This window comes from Croceimicrobium sp., assembly GCF_965228705.1.
Classification (GTDB): Bacteria; Bacteroidota; Bacteroidia; order Flavobacteriales; family Schleiferiaceae; genus Croceimicrobium.
The window spans coordinates 1,066,912-1,079,791 of the sequence record NZ_OZ245832.1 but is presented as its reverse complement, the minus strand read 5'-3'; the positions used below and the strand labels follow the sequence as shown (position 1 = coordinate 1,079,791).

Genomic DNA, 12,880 nt, shown 5'->3' with positions numbered 1-12,880 from the left:
CATTAATTGAGCTGAGCACGAAACTCTTTAGGGCTGATTTCAACCATGCGTTTAAACAGTCGACTAAAAGATTGGCTGTGCTCAAAACCCAGGTCATAAGCGATCTCGCTAATGCTTAATTCGGGCTGTGCCAGCTTTTCTTTGGCCTTATCGATCAAATAGCTTTGGATATGTTGCTGGGCATTCTGACCGCTATGCAGCTTTAAAAATTGGCTTAGGTAGGAAGGCGACATATTTAGGGATTCGGCCAACTCATGGACACTGGGTAAACCTTTTCTATGTGCGCTATCGCTTTCAAAATAGTCATGCAGCCATTTTTCAACTTGGCTAAGCAAGCCATGGTGACTGACTTTTCGAGTTATGAATTGTCTTTGGTAGAAGCGTTCGGCATAATTGAGCAGGACTTCAATTTGAGCTAAAATGATATTCTGACTAAAGGCATCGATGGGATGATGGTATTCGGCTTCAATATTCTTCATTAATTGAATCATGGCCGACTCTTCCTTTTCAGAAAGATGCAGCGCTTCATTCACCCTATAGCTGAAGTATTCATACTGCTTGATTTTATCGGCTAAAGGGCTTTTTAGAAGAAAGTCGGGATGAAATAAGAGGAGCCAGCCATAAGGTTTGCTACCTTCTTCATACTGGGCTTTTACGCTGATTACCTGTCCTGGAGCGACAAAAGACATCAGACCCTCATCAAAGTCATAAGCTTGATGGCCGTAGCGCATTTTGCCTTGTACTCCGTGTTTTAAAGCAATGGTATAGTAAGGAGAACGCAGGCTGATTTCATCCCCATCGTATTGATAATTAACATCACTGTAATTTACCAAGCTAATAAGCGGGTGCTCCGGTGAAGGGAGCCCCGCCAATTTATGGTATTCGCTTATCGACTTGATTAAGTGCATGGCCATCAAAGGTATTTTAAATAAGAGTGCCGCCGGAAGCTTCTATGCGTTGGGCTGTAAGCCAATGGGACGCCTCACTGCAAAGGAAAGCGACTACCGAGCCAATATCTTCGGCTTCGCCAACTCGGCCCAAAGCGGTGATATTAGCAATATGCTGGCGTTTTTGCTCATCATCGCGATTAGAGCCTCCGCCAAAATCGGTGGCTATGGCACCTGGCGCTACCACATTGGCACGAATGCCACGTGGTCCCAATTCTTTGGCGAGGTAGCGAGTAAATACTTCAATGGCGCCTTTCATAGACGCATAGGCAGAAGATCCGGGAAAGCTAAATCGAGCCAGGCCAGAGGAAATGTTTACGATACTGCCACCGTCCTTAATTAATGGTAATGCCTTTTGGGTGAGAAAATAAACACCTTTGAAATGGATATTCATCATTTCATCAAAATCGGCCTCGCTGGTTTCCGCAAAAGGCTTGTAGATACCTGTCCCTGCATTGTTCACCCAGGCATCCAATTGATTGCGATCAAAGTGATTTTTAAGGATGGAGCTTAAGTGATCTATAAAGTCATCAAAGCTGTTCAGGTCCCGACTGTCTAATTGAATAGCATGAGCTTGCACGCCCATGGCTTCTATTTCGGAAATTACTTGATCCGCCGCAGCCTTATTCTGATGATAACTGAAAATCACATCTTGTTGATTTGCCGCTAAATTGAGGGCCATGTCTCGACCTAATCCCCGACTGCCGCCACTTACGAAAGCTATTTTTCTCTTTTGCATTTTATGAAATTTTGGATTTCAAAATTGCAATGTTGGGGGGAGGGGCATTTAACTGAATCGCGGCTAGATGTAACCGAATTACCGGTTATAGATTTCCTCTACAAATTTGTTTCTTTTCGGATTGGAGCGGGCATATTTTACCCTAATGGAAATCTTTTGCAGGATAAATTTAGGAGGTCCCTTACTGAGATACTGACCTACGAATTTTTGACCATCCACTTCAAATTGATAAGTCACTTTGGTGCGCCAAGAATTCTTCATATAGGGCACCTTTTTAGCGCGAATAACTTCTGCCCTTGTGATTTTGGTTTCGAGGCCAATAAACTGCAAATCATCCGTAAAGAAAAGGTAGGACAGATAGCCGGCAATTGTAAAGCCTAGGGCTAATAGGCTTAACCATTTCAAAAAGGATTTGCGTTCAGCTTTTCGTTTGGCTAAAAAGTCCTTTCGCCAGGTCTGCATTTTATCCCCTTGTTTATAGGAAGTGCCTTGCATGAAATTTAATTCAGGTTATAGGAATTGCTGTAAAGGAGGGAAGATAAAAGGTTAAATTCCCCAACCATTAATCGAAATTAAGAGAATATACCTTTACCTACTGCTGTTTTGCCTAATTGCTAGCTCGGTAATTAAGGCTCTACTATCCGATTTAAGCATTAATCATTCAGGAATAGTGCAAGGTGATTCGATAAAAGAATATCGAGCTAGCTATATCTATTTGAATGGACTTAAGTTAGATTCCGCTCAGATCGATTCCTTACAAGCACTTATTATCCTATCCTATCAAGAAGACCGACCTTTTCAGGAATTAGTCGAAGCTTATAATATGGATTCGAGGGGTGGTGACTTAGGTTGGTTTCGCGCTAAAATCTTCGTTAAAGACTTTGTTGAGGCAGTCGACGAACATCAAAAAGGTGAAATTTTCACTGTGGATATCCCCGCCTATCATTGGTATTATGTGGTACTAAAAACCCATGACAGTAGGTGGGTAGAGGAGTAGTCTAAATTGAGGCATGCTTGTCAACGTTTCTTATCTGGTTTCAATTTCAATAAAGGTTTTGCCATTCCAGTAGAAGAGAATTTCTTCTCGAGCTATCCATTCTTGAAAATCAATTCGGGCAGCGAATATTCCATAGGCAATGGCATTTTCCGACTCAGGATTCAAATTATAGTTTTGGCTAAAGTCTTGTATCGAATCGGGACAACTCGCTTTGAGATGTTTCGAATAATCCATTCTTGAAAGCAGTCCATAGCCTGAACTGGGAATTAAACCTTCTTCAGTATTGTCAAAAACCACTAAGCTGTCTTGGAAATAAAGCCAGCGCGAGCCTGAATGTCTGGAATATACAAGCAGGCATTGACCTTCATCTGTGCTAAACTTTCGTAATTGTATAGTACTAAAGCCACTTGGACCGTTTGGGTAAAAGTGAATAATTTGGATATAGTCAGCAGCGCTGTAATATTCCAAGCTCACGCTTTCCAGACTATCGGAAGCGGGTAAATTGTAGTAGCCCCATTGCAGTAGAGAGTCTTTCGCTATCGAATCAAATCCCCAAAAATATTCGGTTCCTAAAGCCTTGAATAATTCTTGGATGCTTTGGCTTTTTACTGAATTTGTAAAGCAAATCATGGCGTATAATCCAATAATGACCCTTTGTAAATGCTGATTTTTCATTGGGGCATCTTAAAAGATATCAATCCAGTAGATCACAAAGGCGTAGGCTAGGCTGAAAGCAAGGGTCAAGCCTAATTTCTTGTCGCTAAGTGTTTTTGGAACATCTCGGATTATGCTCCAGAATTTTTGCTTTTCGGCTTTAATCAATTCAGTGCCTGCCATTCTATCTCCTATCCGTATTTCGGGTTTATACCAAGCCACAATTACCTCAATAGGCCAAAGAAAGGGAAGCAACATATTTCGCATAAAACATTGTAAGCTACTGGCATTCAAACCAGAGTGTTTGTCAATTAGCTTATAGCCTAAAACTCTTTTAGCTATGCTTCTTGCACCGACCAGGTCCTTATTTATATAAATGCCCATCATTAAAAAGATCATAAAGGATGCGAGGTAATCCTTTGAAAAATATCCTTGTTCGGAAAGATAGAAAGCAAAAAAATAGGGGATACCTGTAATATAAGTCATAATAGCATGGTCCCATAGCATTAGCCTCATCCTTGATTTAGGTGTTATAGGCATCCTATCATCATTCTCATGAGCAACTAGGTAATCATTTTCCATGGTCATCCGGCAAGGGTGCTAAATTTAAACTTTGTCTTAGCATATCCCGACTATATACAAGCCTTTGCTTTCGAAAGCGCAATCGAAAGCGAACTAGAAAAACCAGGATTGGAAAGGCGATAAATCGAAGATCGAGATAAGTTAATCCTATCCCAAAGCCATATACAAATGCAAAATGAATAAAGGCGATAGCTCGGCTAGGTCTTTGATCTATAGGTATTTCTCTGTTCTTGTGATCCCGGTAGGAAAGCTGAAAGAAGAATGCTTCCAATGCTAAGGCGCCTAAAATTAGCTCCAATTCATAGGCGATTAAGAGCTTCGAAATTTGAAAGTCGCTATGCTTGGGTCTGGACTCCGGAGTCAAATCAGCACACTGCTGTAAACGAAGATCCAAAAAACCTTGTACCCGTGGATTCAGTCTTTGATTCTTCAGGATTTTTAAATCGTAATACTTCTTTAGCTTAGGGTCAGAAAAGATCAACAGAGCCTGTAAATGCTCAGTTTTAAGTCGATCATCAGGATTTTCTTTTTTCAAATCAGCCCATAGCTTTTGCATGATTTTTTGAGCAGACCAATGGGGCTTGAGCCTTAAGTTAGTATAGAGCGATTCATTCGGAGGCATTTTAAATCAAGTTCGGAATAGGAATATTAAGGTTTTTGGAGGGCCCCAATTACAGTAGGGTGCTGATTATCTGCTATGTAGTCGAATTTAATGTTACGTGCCACCCCGGTCTAATTCTACCCATTCAAGATTAGCGGTATCAAGTTCACCCGATGATCCTTTTAGCTCTTTAGGTAAGGACTTTAAATGATTTCTAAAATTTAGAACTCTCGGATGATCATAAAAAACCATCTGTGTTCTTGTTTTGGAGATATTGTTCAAGTCCAAATTGGGAAAGGTAAGTACATTAATGGTGTCTTTACTGGATGAAATTACTATTGCATGATGATAAATACCGTCTTGTAGGTCTTTGGCTAAGGGACCATCACTGTAATAAATAATCTCCACCAATTCTTTGTCCGCCAATGCTGAATCATCGATATGAAAATGCTCTACGGGCCAAAAGCTATACGTGTTGTTGCAACTGCTCATAGCGATAATTATCAGGCAGAACAGTACATTTTTCCAGATATCAGGCATAAGGATCCATATTGGATTAGTGGCCTAAAATAAAGTGGCTAGACTAAAATGAGTAATTAGATGCTAGAAAATGTCTCCTCAATCAAATCATTATTAATCACGGCCCCGGCAATGCTACCACTGGCCACGGCGTAAGACACGGCCCTAAAAGGACTGGCATTATCGCCACAAGCATAGATATGGGGCTCGGAAGTTCTTTGCATAAAGTCGACTTCCAATAAGCCTTGCTCATTGAGCTGGCAGGCTAAGGAGGCGGGGAGAGTGCAATGTTGCTCAAAGCTGGGTTTGCTATAAATGGCGTCTATGCTTTGACTGCTTCCGTCTTTGAACAGGATTTGCTTTAACCGACCATTATCTTCCTCAAAGCCAGCAATCTCTTTTTCAATAACTGGAATTTGATGTTTGTCTAAAAGCGCCAATTGATCAGGCTTTAAGCCGGATGGTCCATTGGAATAAATGCTAAGATCTGCGGTCCAATTGGAGATAAGTTGAGCATAATGCATGGCCGCATCGCCCGCTGCGAAAATGCCGGTTTTAGCCTCTTTTACCTCATAGCCATGGCAATAGGGGCAGTGAATAATGCTTTTACCCCAACAATTGGCAAATCCCGGGATCTCGGGCATCAGATCTTTAACACCGGTGGCAAAGAGCAATTTCTTAGCTCGGAAAATATCGCCCGAAGCGCATTCAATTTCGAAGTGATTCTCTTGCTTGGAGGCCTTTACAGCCAGGTCTTCATTAAAATGAACGGTTGGATAGGCCAGTACCTGAGCTTTGGCTTTTTCCGCAATCACAGCAGGTTCTTCACCATCATGGGTAATGAAATTATGGGAATGAGGTGTAAAGCGATTGCAAGGCTTGTCACTGTCGATAATTAAGACCTTCCGCAAGGCTCTTCCTAGGGCCAGGCCTGCAGATAAACCGGCATAACTTCCACCAATTATAATGACTTCAAAGGATTGCTTGTCTTCCATAATTCTTGTTGAGCTTAGAGTAGGACGAAAGTGCAAATTAAAAATCAATAAACGCAACAATGTTGCAATTAAGTTTGTCCAATTGGATTGGAAGCACAAAGTTTTTTAGCCCTAAAAAAAGCCCCATGCAGAACCCAGAGCTTTATGGTTTAAACAAATAGCAAGCTGAAATTGAGCCAAATACAATCTAAAGCTTGAGTTCAAAAGCATATTTCAAACCCAGATTCACCTGGTAAAAGATGGGCTTATTTCCATATTCCAATTCACCGGCATAGCCCACACCAGCTCCCAGACCTACAGCAAAATGTCCGGCAAAAAACCAATCGTAATTGAGGGTGATTGCGGCGCCGGTAGCATTATGGAATTCCTTTTCTAAAAAGGTGCGCGGATTAAAACTAATTACTGAATAGCCTCCTACGGATCCATAATTAAGCCCCAGGTACAATTGATCCACTAAATAGAAATCCAATCCCAAGCCATAGGAAACACCATAATTATAGCCCAAGGCTCCCCAAGCGGCCCAGGTTCCCGTTTTAAACAAGGGCAGGGTTCTTTTAACTTGAGCCCCAAAGCGTGCAAAGCTGGGGCCGTACCCCGCACCAAATTGCCAATGCGATTGTTTGTTGAATTTGCCATCACCCAGATGGGGAATACCATCGTGATTGCCCCCTTTTAGTATCAGGGGAAGGCTGCTCATCCCTATAAGAAGGATCAGAATTTTAAATGCTTTCATTTTGATAGTTTTCGTTGCTATCAAAGCTATAGAATTGGCTTTTTCAGCAGAGTTGTAAGGGACCTACTTGGTCCCTGAGAAGCCTTTGGCCTAATAGTTTTATTTGTAAAATGTAGAAAATCAGCTTTTTAATCTATCCGACCAATTCTGATGTATAGAATTTGTAAAGAATAGCGACTTTAATAAGCACAGGGAAAAGTTAGTCTGCCAGGGCTAGTATTCAGGCGAATGATGTTATTATCTTACAATTTGGAGCTGTTCCCCGGGATTTCTAATAAAAGAAGCAATACTTATATTAGCCAAAGAATTCTCGAAATAAAGCATAGAAGTCGCGCCACTCGAAATATTTAGGGCTTACAGCTGATATCCGGGTAAAACCTAATTTCCTAAAGCTCAGTTTGCAGCGACTTATGTGAAAGTACTGACTCACCAAAACAACCGAAGTAGAATCCGGATAGCTTTTTTTGAAATTCTGAGCACTTAACCAGGTATTGTTTCCCTGATCGTCGATCACAATATCCGTTGCTTTTACTTGATGAGTCAATAAATATTCTGCCATTTTTTAAGCTTCATAGTGCCCTTCTTTACCCAAGCCCCCACTCACAAAAATTTTAGCAACCAGCGAATCATTGTAGAGCTCCAGGGCCTTACGCATTCGGGCTTCTAGTCGCTCGGAAAGACTTCCATCGGGATTTACCTTATTGCCAAAAACCACCGCATAATCGCTTTGAGCAGGCTGGGAGAGGAGACCATCACTAATTATGAATAGTTCGTGAATGAGAAACCAAGCCACTAAAAGCAGAAGAATGATTTTCAGTTTTTTCATTATATGCTAATTGATTTCGAGTCAAGATGATTTATCCAAACAATATTTCATTTTAATGATTCCACTTTCTGAATCAAAGCAATGTTATCCAATTCAATTGGACTTAGAAAAGAACTTACATCATCATGTTGAGCGAAATACCAATCTTGTTTACTAAAGTATTTCTCCATTTTGCTACCGGACTTAAAACGATAACCATAGCGTGCGTAAATCTCGTTTCGCATTCTTTGCAAGGTTTTCTTGCTAAGGCCAGTGAGTTCTTCCTTACTTAAATGTCGATAGGAAAGCTCAGGATACTTCCCAGGAAAATCTCGGGTTACGGTAGCAGTGCGATAGCCAATTTCGTATTTACCTTTGGGTATCCATTCTGTCCAGGGATTATCGATCCTTAGGCCTTTATGGGAGTTTTCTGAAAAATGCACAAATCGACCGGAATACTGATCTGAACTAAAGTTTCCTTGCTTGTCTATTTTAACATTAGTCAGGTTAGTATACTTTAATTTCCAAAAACCTGTACTGTCTTCCCAATAACCTTGACTTATTTGTCCTACGATCATTTTGCCTTCAAAAAATAGGCGTAAGGATGACTCAGATTCGCTTTCTCCAAAATGATATATGCCTTGGTATTCAAGGCTTATTTTAGGAATCCATGTATTAATCTGATCTTCAGGTATTTCAAAAGTTCTATAGTATTGACCGCTTAAATAAGAGCAGGAAATGAAAGTGAGGACTACGGCTAAGTGGATTTTCATAGGAGGTCGATACGGCAGGGAATATTAATTTACGATCTATAGGGATGACTCAAGTTAGTTGAAATCTCTAAAATGATCAAAAGCATCTTCAAATTAGAGTTGAGAGCAAGAAAAAACCCTAGCCAGAATAAACTAACTAGGGTCTGATATTTTGCGGTGCCCAGAACAGGACTCGAACCTGCACGGCCTAGGGCCACTGCCGCCTGAAGACAGCATGTCTACCAATTCCACCACCTGGGCAAATCCCGAAATTTTCGGGAGGGCAAAAATCGTAATTTTTTTAAAATGCGAAAGCTTTTCCTCTAGGCTTTTTCGGTCTTGAACTCTACCGTGGGCTTTTTAAGAAATTGGATTACCAAATAACTAAAGATCAAGGAAGAACCCAAGCCTTCGATGAAAACTATTCCCGCTGCCATAACCGGACTCATAAAGGGAACCGGACTTTCTACCTCCTGAATTTCCTGCATAAAGGCCGGGTCGATTTGATCGAGGTAAATAGCCAGAAATACACTAAACAAGGCTACGCCAATAAAGGCAGTACGCAGCGATATTCGGTATAAATCGAAAAAAGTGCCGTAGCGCTCTTCTTCCAATTTGCTGCGATAGCTTAAAATTCCTCTGCCGATTAAGAGGATTAATATCAAGGCATTAAATACCCTTAAATAATACTCATGGGCTAAGCCTAAAGCTCGCATCGCCAGGAAAAACACCGTGAGGAATGCCGCTAAGAACAATCCATTCTTTCTCGAAATACTTAATCCATACCGCAAATAGTCGCTCATCATTCAGTTTTTTAGGGTGAGTTTGAAATAATCTTCCAAAGCAATTTCGGCATCCAGCCTTTCTGCTTGGTCCTGATAGAGCTGCTTTAAAGTATCTCGGCCACAACAGAGATAAATCGATTCTTGCTTGATCAAAGAACTGTAAACCTTAGCTGCAATCTCAAAATGGACTTCGGCATTCGACAGTCTATGCAACTCTGAATCAGGATATTCTCTAAAAACAACTCGCAAACTATCACATTGTTCAAAGTCAGATCCCGGTTCGGCCAACACAAAGTATTGATCCCCCGCCGGATAGCGTATCAGAGCAAAATTTAAATTCCCTTGATCCCTTTCGGAGCCCAATCGTTTTAGCCTAAGGGTTTCCATGGGCTTCTTGCTCAGATTGTCGATATGGTAATAATAGGAGCGAATATTATTGAAATACATGCGGGAGTCACTGCTGGTAGCATAAGACAATTCCTGGTAGTTCACCACCTTGGCTTTAGGAGCAAAGAAGAAGGCCGCTCCAAAGGCCAGTACCACAAAGATCAAGAGCCATCTAAGTGGGGGCATTAAAGCCTGCCATTTTTCCCAAATCTTTTGCATTTTTTCTAAACAAGCCGGGCCTTTAATAGTTTTATATCGGTATTGATCTATGGCAAATAAAGCAATAGTTATTGGCAGTGGTATCGCCGGTTTGGCAACTGCTGCGCGTTTGGCATCTAAGGGCTATCAGGTGCAGGTTTATGAAGCCTCAGCCCAGCCAGGAGGGAAGTTGGGCCTAATTGGCGACGAGCGCTACCGCTTTGATAGTGGGCCTTCTTTATTTACCCTTCCTCAGTTAATCGATCAATTAATTTGCGATTGTGGCAAGGATCCGCGCGATTATTTCAACTATTATCAGAAAGATACCGCCTGCCACTATTTTTGGCCGGATGGCACCTTTATTAAGGCCTATGCGGATAAGGCGGCTTTCGCCGAAGAAGTCCAAAGCAAATTGCAGGTGCCCGCTCAAAAGCTTCTGAGCTATTTAAAGCGTTCGGCCTTTATATTCCGCTATACCGAAAAGGTATTCCTCCGGCGCAGTTTACATCGCTTTAAATCCTATTTACATCGGGATACCCTTGCCTCCATTATTCGGATGCCCCGACTGGGATTGGGAGGTAGCCTACATCGCTATAACCATAAAATGCTGCAGCATCCTAAATTGGTGCAGCTCTTCGATCGCTTTGCTACTTATAATGGTAGTGATCCTTTTCAAACCCCGGGGGTGATGAGCAGCATTCCACATTTGGAGCATAATATCGGTACCTTTTATCCTAAAGGTGGGATGCATCAAATAGCGCGGTCCATTTATCAATTAGCCCTCGATTTAGGGGTGGAATTTCACTTTAATACTAAAGTAGAGCGCATACTTAGCAAAAATGCCAAAGCCTATGCTGTTCAAGTGGGAAATGAAATTCATGAGGCGGATGTCATTATCAGCAATATGGATGTGGTGCCCACCTATCGGCACTTGATGCCCCAAGAAAAAGCCCCCGAAAAAACCTTACAACAGGAGCGTAGTTCCTCCGCCTTAATCTTTTATTGGGGTATCAAAAAGGAATTTCCCCAATTGGATTTGCACAATATCTTTTTCAGTGCCGACTATGAGCAGGAGTTCAAGGCCATTTTTCAGGAGCAGACCATTGGCGATGATCCTACCATTTACCTAAATATCTCCTCCAAAGAAGGGGAGGGCGATGCACCGGAAGGCTGCGAGAATTGGTTTATCCTTATTAATGCGCCTGGTAATACGGGGCAGGATTGGGATGCCTTAATTCCCAAAGTTCGTCGGCAGGTTTTAAATAAGCTTAGTGCCAGTCTGAATGTAGATATTGAGTCCTTAATCGAATATGAAGATTATCTGGATCCCCGTCGCATTGAAAGTCGTACTTCTAGTTATCAGGGATCCCTCTATGGAGCTGGTTCTAACGATACTTTCTCAGCTTTTCTGCGCCATCCCAATTTTAGTCGCTATTTGCAAGGCCTGTACTTTTGTGGTGGATCGGTGCATCCGGGCGGAGGTATTCCACTTTGTTTAATGGGAGCGGAGATTACCGCCAATCTAATTGAAGAAGATTATGGACACTAAGCTTCAGCTTTTAGCCCGTAAATACGGATTGGGACTATTAGCCTTTGTGCACTTCTTTGGAATCTGGGTCATCAGTTTTGGCAATCGCGATTTCTTTGCTGGCTTTACCCCTCTGAACTTGCTCTTAGCCGCCTTGCTCTTTTTTATAGCAAGCAATAAGCAAGAAGTTCCAAAGCTTGGGATCTTTGCCCTGCTCTGTTTTGTGATAGGTTACGGAGTGGAAGTATTGGGCACCCAAACCGGAATTCCATTTGGTAATTATGCCTACCTCCACAACTTGGGACCTAAACTAATTGCGGTGCCCGTACTAATTGGGGTCAATTGGTTTCTTTTAGCTTATAGTTCTGCCTTATGGGTAAAGCGCTGGAGTACATCAAACTTGGTTAGAATAGTACTAGGAGCAGCCCTAATGGTGGGACTCGATTTTTTTATTGAACCCCTTTGTGCCGAGCTTGGATTTTGGCAATGGGAAGGAAATAAAATTCCTCCACAGAACTATTTAGCCTGGTTTGGGGTTGCTATGCTAATGCAAGCTTTGTTTATCCGTCTCAAGCTTCAAGCGGATCAGGCTTTAGCTCGCTGGTATTTAGTTTTGATAGCCGTATTTTTCATGATGCTCAATATCTTAATATGACCTGGTACTGGATTGCTTTAATCGTCTTAGCCACTTTTTGGTTTATGGAATTTGTGGCCTGGTTTGCCCATAAATACGTGATGCATGGTTTTTTATGGAAACTCCATGAGGATCATCACGTTAAGGAGCCCGGTTTTTTTGAGCGTAATGATGCTTTCTTCCTCATTTTCGCCATTCCATCCTGGTTGTGCATTATGCTGGGGATGATGGCCGGATCCTGGATTGCGCCTTCTATTGGGGTGGGGATTGCCGTATATGGACTGGCTTATTTCCTGGTGCATGAGGTTTTTATTCACCGCCGCTTTAAATGGTTCAAAAACAGCGATAACCTCTATTTAGCCGCCATTTTACGAGCCCACAAAATGCATCATAAGCATTTGGGAAAAGAGGAAGGGGAAAGTTTTGGAATGCTAATCATTCATCCCAAATACCTGCGTGCCGAGCGGGAAGCTCGTAAACGAAAAAGAGCCAAAAGCAGCGGAATGGCGCAGACTAGCCTTAGCTAACCCGCACAGAATAAGGCGCTTCTTCGATCTGCACATTTACATGCTCCTGCATAGAGGTGGATAAGGAAAGGCCTTTAAAATCGGCTTTCACCGGATAGCGCTTGTGATTTCGATCTACCAATACCACCGTTTTCATGGCTTTAATCGGATAATCGAGGAAATAGCGTACGCCGTAAATCAAGGTGCCACCAGATTTTAAAACATCATCCACCAAAACGATATTGCGATCATTAAGATCCATAGCAGGCTCCATTTGATACTCGGTATCCAGAGGATGATCCTTATCGAAGCTCAGTTTACTAATGCGGATTTCGATATCGGCAATCTCTTGCAAATGCTCATATAGCTTTTGCGCCAGATAAAAACCGCGGTCGGCAATGCCCGCCAATACGACTTCCTTTTCATTGTGGAACTCTTCGTAGATCTGCCAGGCAATGCGCTGGATACGATCTTCAACTTGCTTGTGGTTTAAAACCTCGGTGCTGCCGCCCATGGAA

General features: G+C 42.1%; 19 protein-coding genes and 1 tRNA gene. 4 read left to right on the top strand and 16 right to left on the bottom strand.

The window, feature by feature from the left end; translation table 11 throughout:
• Positions 1 to 2 precede the first annotated feature (2 nt).
• From ACO05P_RS04820 to ACO05P_RS04810, 3 genes are all read right to left on the bottom strand, one after another.
• A complete protein-coding gene (locus ACO05P_RS04820) occupies positions 3 to 914 on the bottom strand; it encodes a helix-turn-helix domain-containing protein (protein WP_421753752.1) in 912 nt (303 codons plus the stop codon).
• A 10-nt stretch (positions 915 to 924) separates the two neighbouring features.
• Positions 925 to 1,686, bottom strand: a complete 762-nt coding sequence (locus ACO05P_RS04815) for an SDR family NAD(P)-dependent oxidoreductase (RefSeq protein WP_421753750.1) — start codon at positions 1,684 to 1,686, stop codon at positions 925 to 927.
• Positions 1,687 to 1,764: 78 nt separating this feature from the next.
• Positions 1,765 to 2,181, bottom strand: coding sequence for a hypothetical protein (locus ACO05P_RS04810; protein ID WP_421753749.1), 417 nt, complete (start codon positions 2,179 to 2,181; stop codon positions 1,765 to 1,767).
• A 175-nt stretch (positions 2,182 to 2,356) separates the two neighbouring features.
• Here ACO05P_RS04810 and ACO05P_RS04805 point away from each other — a divergent pair, with 175 nt between their 5' ends.
• Positions 2,357 to 2,683: a peptidylprolyl isomerase gene (locus ACO05P_RS04805; protein ID WP_421753748.1), complete on the top strand. Its 327-nt coding sequence runs from the start codon at positions 2,357 to 2,359 to the stop codon at positions 2,681 to 2,683.
• Positions 2,684 to 2,713: 30 nt separating this feature from the next.
• Here ACO05P_RS04805 and ACO05P_RS04800 read toward each other — a convergent pair whose 3' ends face one another.
• The 12 genes from ACO05P_RS04800 to ACO05P_RS04745 all read right to left on the bottom strand — a co-directional run bounded on the left by ACO05P_RS04800 (position 2,714) and on the right by ACO05P_RS04745 (position 9,715).
• Positions 2,714 to 3,358, bottom strand: a complete 645-nt coding sequence (locus tag ACO05P_RS04800; protein WP_421753746.1) for a hypothetical protein — start codon at positions 3,356 to 3,358, stop codon at positions 2,714 to 2,716.
• A gap of 9 nt (positions 3,359 to 3,367) precedes the next feature.
• Positions 3,368 to 3,919, bottom strand: coding sequence for a hypothetical protein (locus ACO05P_RS04795; RefSeq protein ID WP_421753744.1), 552 nt, complete (start codon positions 3,917 to 3,919; stop codon positions 3,368 to 3,370).
• Positions 3,909 to 4,475, bottom strand: coding sequence for a hypothetical protein (locus tag ACO05P_RS04790; RefSeq protein WP_421753742.1), 567 nt, complete (start codon positions 4,473 to 4,475; stop codon positions 3,909 to 3,911). Before ACO05P_RS04790 ends, ACO05P_RS04795 begins: the two co-directional genes overlap by 11 nt.
• Before the next feature lie 159 nt (positions 4,476 to 4,634).
• On the bottom strand, positions 4,635 to 5,060 hold the full coding sequence (locus tag ACO05P_RS04785; RefSeq protein ID WP_421753741.1) for a hypothetical protein: 426 nt from the start codon (positions 5,058 to 5,060) through the stop codon (positions 4,635 to 4,637).
• Between the two features lie 56 nt (positions 5,061 to 5,116).
• Positions 5,117 to 6,034 (bottom strand): NAD(P)/FAD-dependent oxidoreductase, encoded by a 918-nt coding sequence (locus ACO05P_RS04780; protein WP_421753739.1) that lies wholly within the window; start codon positions 6,032 to 6,034, stop codon positions 5,117 to 5,119.
• Between the two features lie 187 nt (positions 6,035 to 6,221).
• The gene (locus tag ACO05P_RS04775; protein ID WP_421753738.1) at positions 6,222 to 6,767 is read right to left on the bottom strand and encodes a hypothetical protein; all 546 of its coding nucleotides are present in this window, start codon (positions 6,765 to 6,767) and stop codon (positions 6,222 to 6,224) included.
• A gap of 295 nt (positions 6,768 to 7,062) precedes the next feature.
• On the bottom strand, positions 7,063 to 7,326 hold the full coding sequence (locus ACO05P_RS04770) for a YdcF family protein (protein ID WP_421753737.1): 264 nt from the start codon (positions 7,324 to 7,326) through the stop codon (positions 7,063 to 7,065).
• A gap of 3 nt (positions 7,327 to 7,329) precedes the next feature.
• On the bottom strand, positions 7,330 to 7,593 hold the full coding sequence (locus tag ACO05P_RS04765; protein WP_421753735.1) for a hypothetical protein: 264 nt from the start codon (positions 7,591 to 7,593) through the stop codon (positions 7,330 to 7,332).
• Between the two features lie 47 nt (positions 7,594 to 7,640).
• Positions 7,641 to 8,345, bottom strand: coding sequence for a YARHG domain-containing protein (locus ACO05P_RS04760; RefSeq protein WP_421753734.1), 705 nt, complete (start codon positions 8,343 to 8,345; stop codon positions 7,641 to 7,643).
• 157 nt (positions 8,346 to 8,502) lie between these two features.
• Positions 8,503 to 8,585, bottom strand: a tRNA-Leu gene (locus tag ACO05P_RS04755).
• 62 nt (positions 8,586 to 8,647) lie between these two features.
• Entirely contained in the window at positions 8,648 to 9,130 is a 483-nt protein-coding gene (locus ACO05P_RS04750) for a DUF4199 domain-containing protein (protein ID WP_421753732.1), read from the bottom strand.
• Complete coding sequence (locus ACO05P_RS04745; protein WP_421753731.1) at positions 9,131 to 9,715, bottom strand: hypothetical protein; 585 nt, start codon at positions 9,713 to 9,715, stop codon at positions 9,131 to 9,133.
• A gap of 49 nt (positions 9,716 to 9,764) precedes the next feature.
• Here ACO05P_RS04745 and crtD point away from each other — a divergent pair, with 49 nt between their 5' ends.
• The 3 genes from crtD to ACO05P_RS04730 are packed head-to-tail and all read left to right on the top strand — an operon-like array spanning position 9,765 to position 12,383.
• On the top strand, positions 9,765 to 11,243 hold the full coding sequence (gene crtD / locus ACO05P_RS04740; protein ID WP_421753729.1) for a 1-hydroxycarotenoid 3,4-desaturase CrtD: 1,479 nt from the start codon (positions 9,765 to 9,767) through the stop codon (positions 11,241 to 11,243).
• Positions 11,233 to 11,877, top strand: coding sequence for a carotenoid biosynthesis protein (locus ACO05P_RS04735; RefSeq protein WP_421753728.1), 645 nt, complete (start codon positions 11,233 to 11,235; stop codon positions 11,875 to 11,877). The genes crtD and ACO05P_RS04735 overlap by 11 nt, the downstream gene beginning before the upstream one ends.
• Positions 11,874 to 12,383 (top strand): carotene hydroxylase, encoded by a 510-nt coding sequence (locus ACO05P_RS04730; RefSeq protein WP_421753726.1) that lies wholly within the window; start codon positions 11,874 to 11,876, stop codon positions 12,381 to 12,383. The genes ACO05P_RS04735 and ACO05P_RS04730 overlap by 4 nt, the downstream gene beginning before the upstream one ends.
• On the opposite strand, the gene ACO05P_RS04725 is transcribed toward ACO05P_RS04730, so the two are convergent.
• Entirely contained in the window at positions 12,376 to 12,876 is a 501-nt protein-coding gene (locus ACO05P_RS04725) for a phosphoribosyltransferase family protein (protein WP_210758796.1), read from the bottom strand. The genes ACO05P_RS04730 and ACO05P_RS04725 overlap by 8 nt on opposite strands.
• Between the last annotated feature and the right edge of the window lie 4 nt (positions 12,877 to 12,880).

Bases quoted from the DNA above. Each gene is read 5' to 3' on its own strand.
- ACO05P_RS04735 (WP_421753728.1), top strand. From the start codon at position 11,233: ATGGACACTAAGCTTCAGCTTTTAGCCCGTAAATACGGATTGGGACTA.
- crtD (WP_421753729.1), top strand. From the start codon at position 9,765: ATGGCAAATAAAGCAATAGTTATTGGCAGTGGTATCGCCGGTTTGGCA.
- ACO05P_RS04795 (WP_421753744.1), bottom strand. From the start codon at position 3,919: ATGGAAAATGATTACCTAGTTGCTCATGAGAATGATGATAGGATGCCT.
- ACO05P_RS04810 (WP_421753749.1), bottom strand. From the start codon at position 2,181: ATGCAAGGCACTTCCTATAAACAAGGGGATAAAATGCAGACCTGGCGA.
- ACO05P_RS04765 (WP_421753735.1), bottom strand. From the start codon at position 7,593: ATGAAAAAACTGAAAATCATTCTTCTGCTTTTAGTGGCTTGGTTTCTC.
- ACO05P_RS04750 (WP_421753732.1), bottom strand. From the start codon at position 9,130: ATGATGAGCGACTATTTGCGGTATGGATTAAGTATTTCGAGAAAGAAT.
- ACO05P_RS04730 (WP_421753726.1), top strand. From the start codon at position 11,874: ATGACCTGGTACTGGATTGCTTTAATCGTCTTAGCCACTTTTTGGTTT.
- ACO05P_RS04790 (WP_421753742.1), bottom strand. From the start codon at position 4,475: ATGCAAAAGCTATGGGCTGATTTGAAAAAAGAAAATCCTGATGATCGA.
- ACO05P_RS04815 (WP_421753750.1), bottom strand. From the start codon at position 1,686: ATGCAAAAGAGAAAAATAGCTTTCGTAAGTGGCGGCAGTCGGGGATTA.
- ACO05P_RS04820 (WP_421753752.1), bottom strand. From the start codon at position 914: ATGGCCATGCACTTAATCAAGTCGATAAGCGAATACCATAAATTGGCG.
- ACO05P_RS04775 (WP_421753738.1), bottom strand. From the start codon at position 6,767: ATGAAAGCATTTAAAATTCTGATCCTTCTTATAGGGATGAGCAGCCTT.
- ACO05P_RS04725 (WP_210758796.1), bottom strand. From the start codon at position 12,876: ATGGGCGGCAGCACCGAGGTTTTAAACCACAAGCAAGTTGAAGATCGT.
- ACO05P_RS04785 (WP_421753741.1), bottom strand. From the start codon at position 5,060: ATGCCTGATATCTGGAAAAATGTACTGTTCTGCCTGATAATTATCGCT.
- ACO05P_RS04800 (WP_421753746.1), bottom strand. From the start codon at position 3,358: ATGAAAAATCAGCATTTACAAAGGGTCATTATTGGATTATACGCCATG.
- ACO05P_RS04770 (WP_421753737.1), bottom strand. From the start codon at position 7,326: ATGGCAGAATATTTATTGACTCATCAAGTAAAAGCAACGGATATTGTG.
- ACO05P_RS04780 (WP_421753739.1), bottom strand. From the start codon at position 6,034: ATGGAAGACAAGCAATCCTTTGAAGTCATTATAATTGGTGGAAGTTAT.
- ACO05P_RS04745 (WP_421753731.1), bottom strand. From the start codon at position 9,715: ATGCAAAAGATTTGGGAAAAATGGCAGGCTTTAATGCCCCCACTTAGA.
- ACO05P_RS04760 (WP_421753734.1), bottom strand. From the start codon at position 8,345: ATGAAAATCCACTTAGCCGTAGTCCTCACTTTCATTTCCTGCTCTTAT.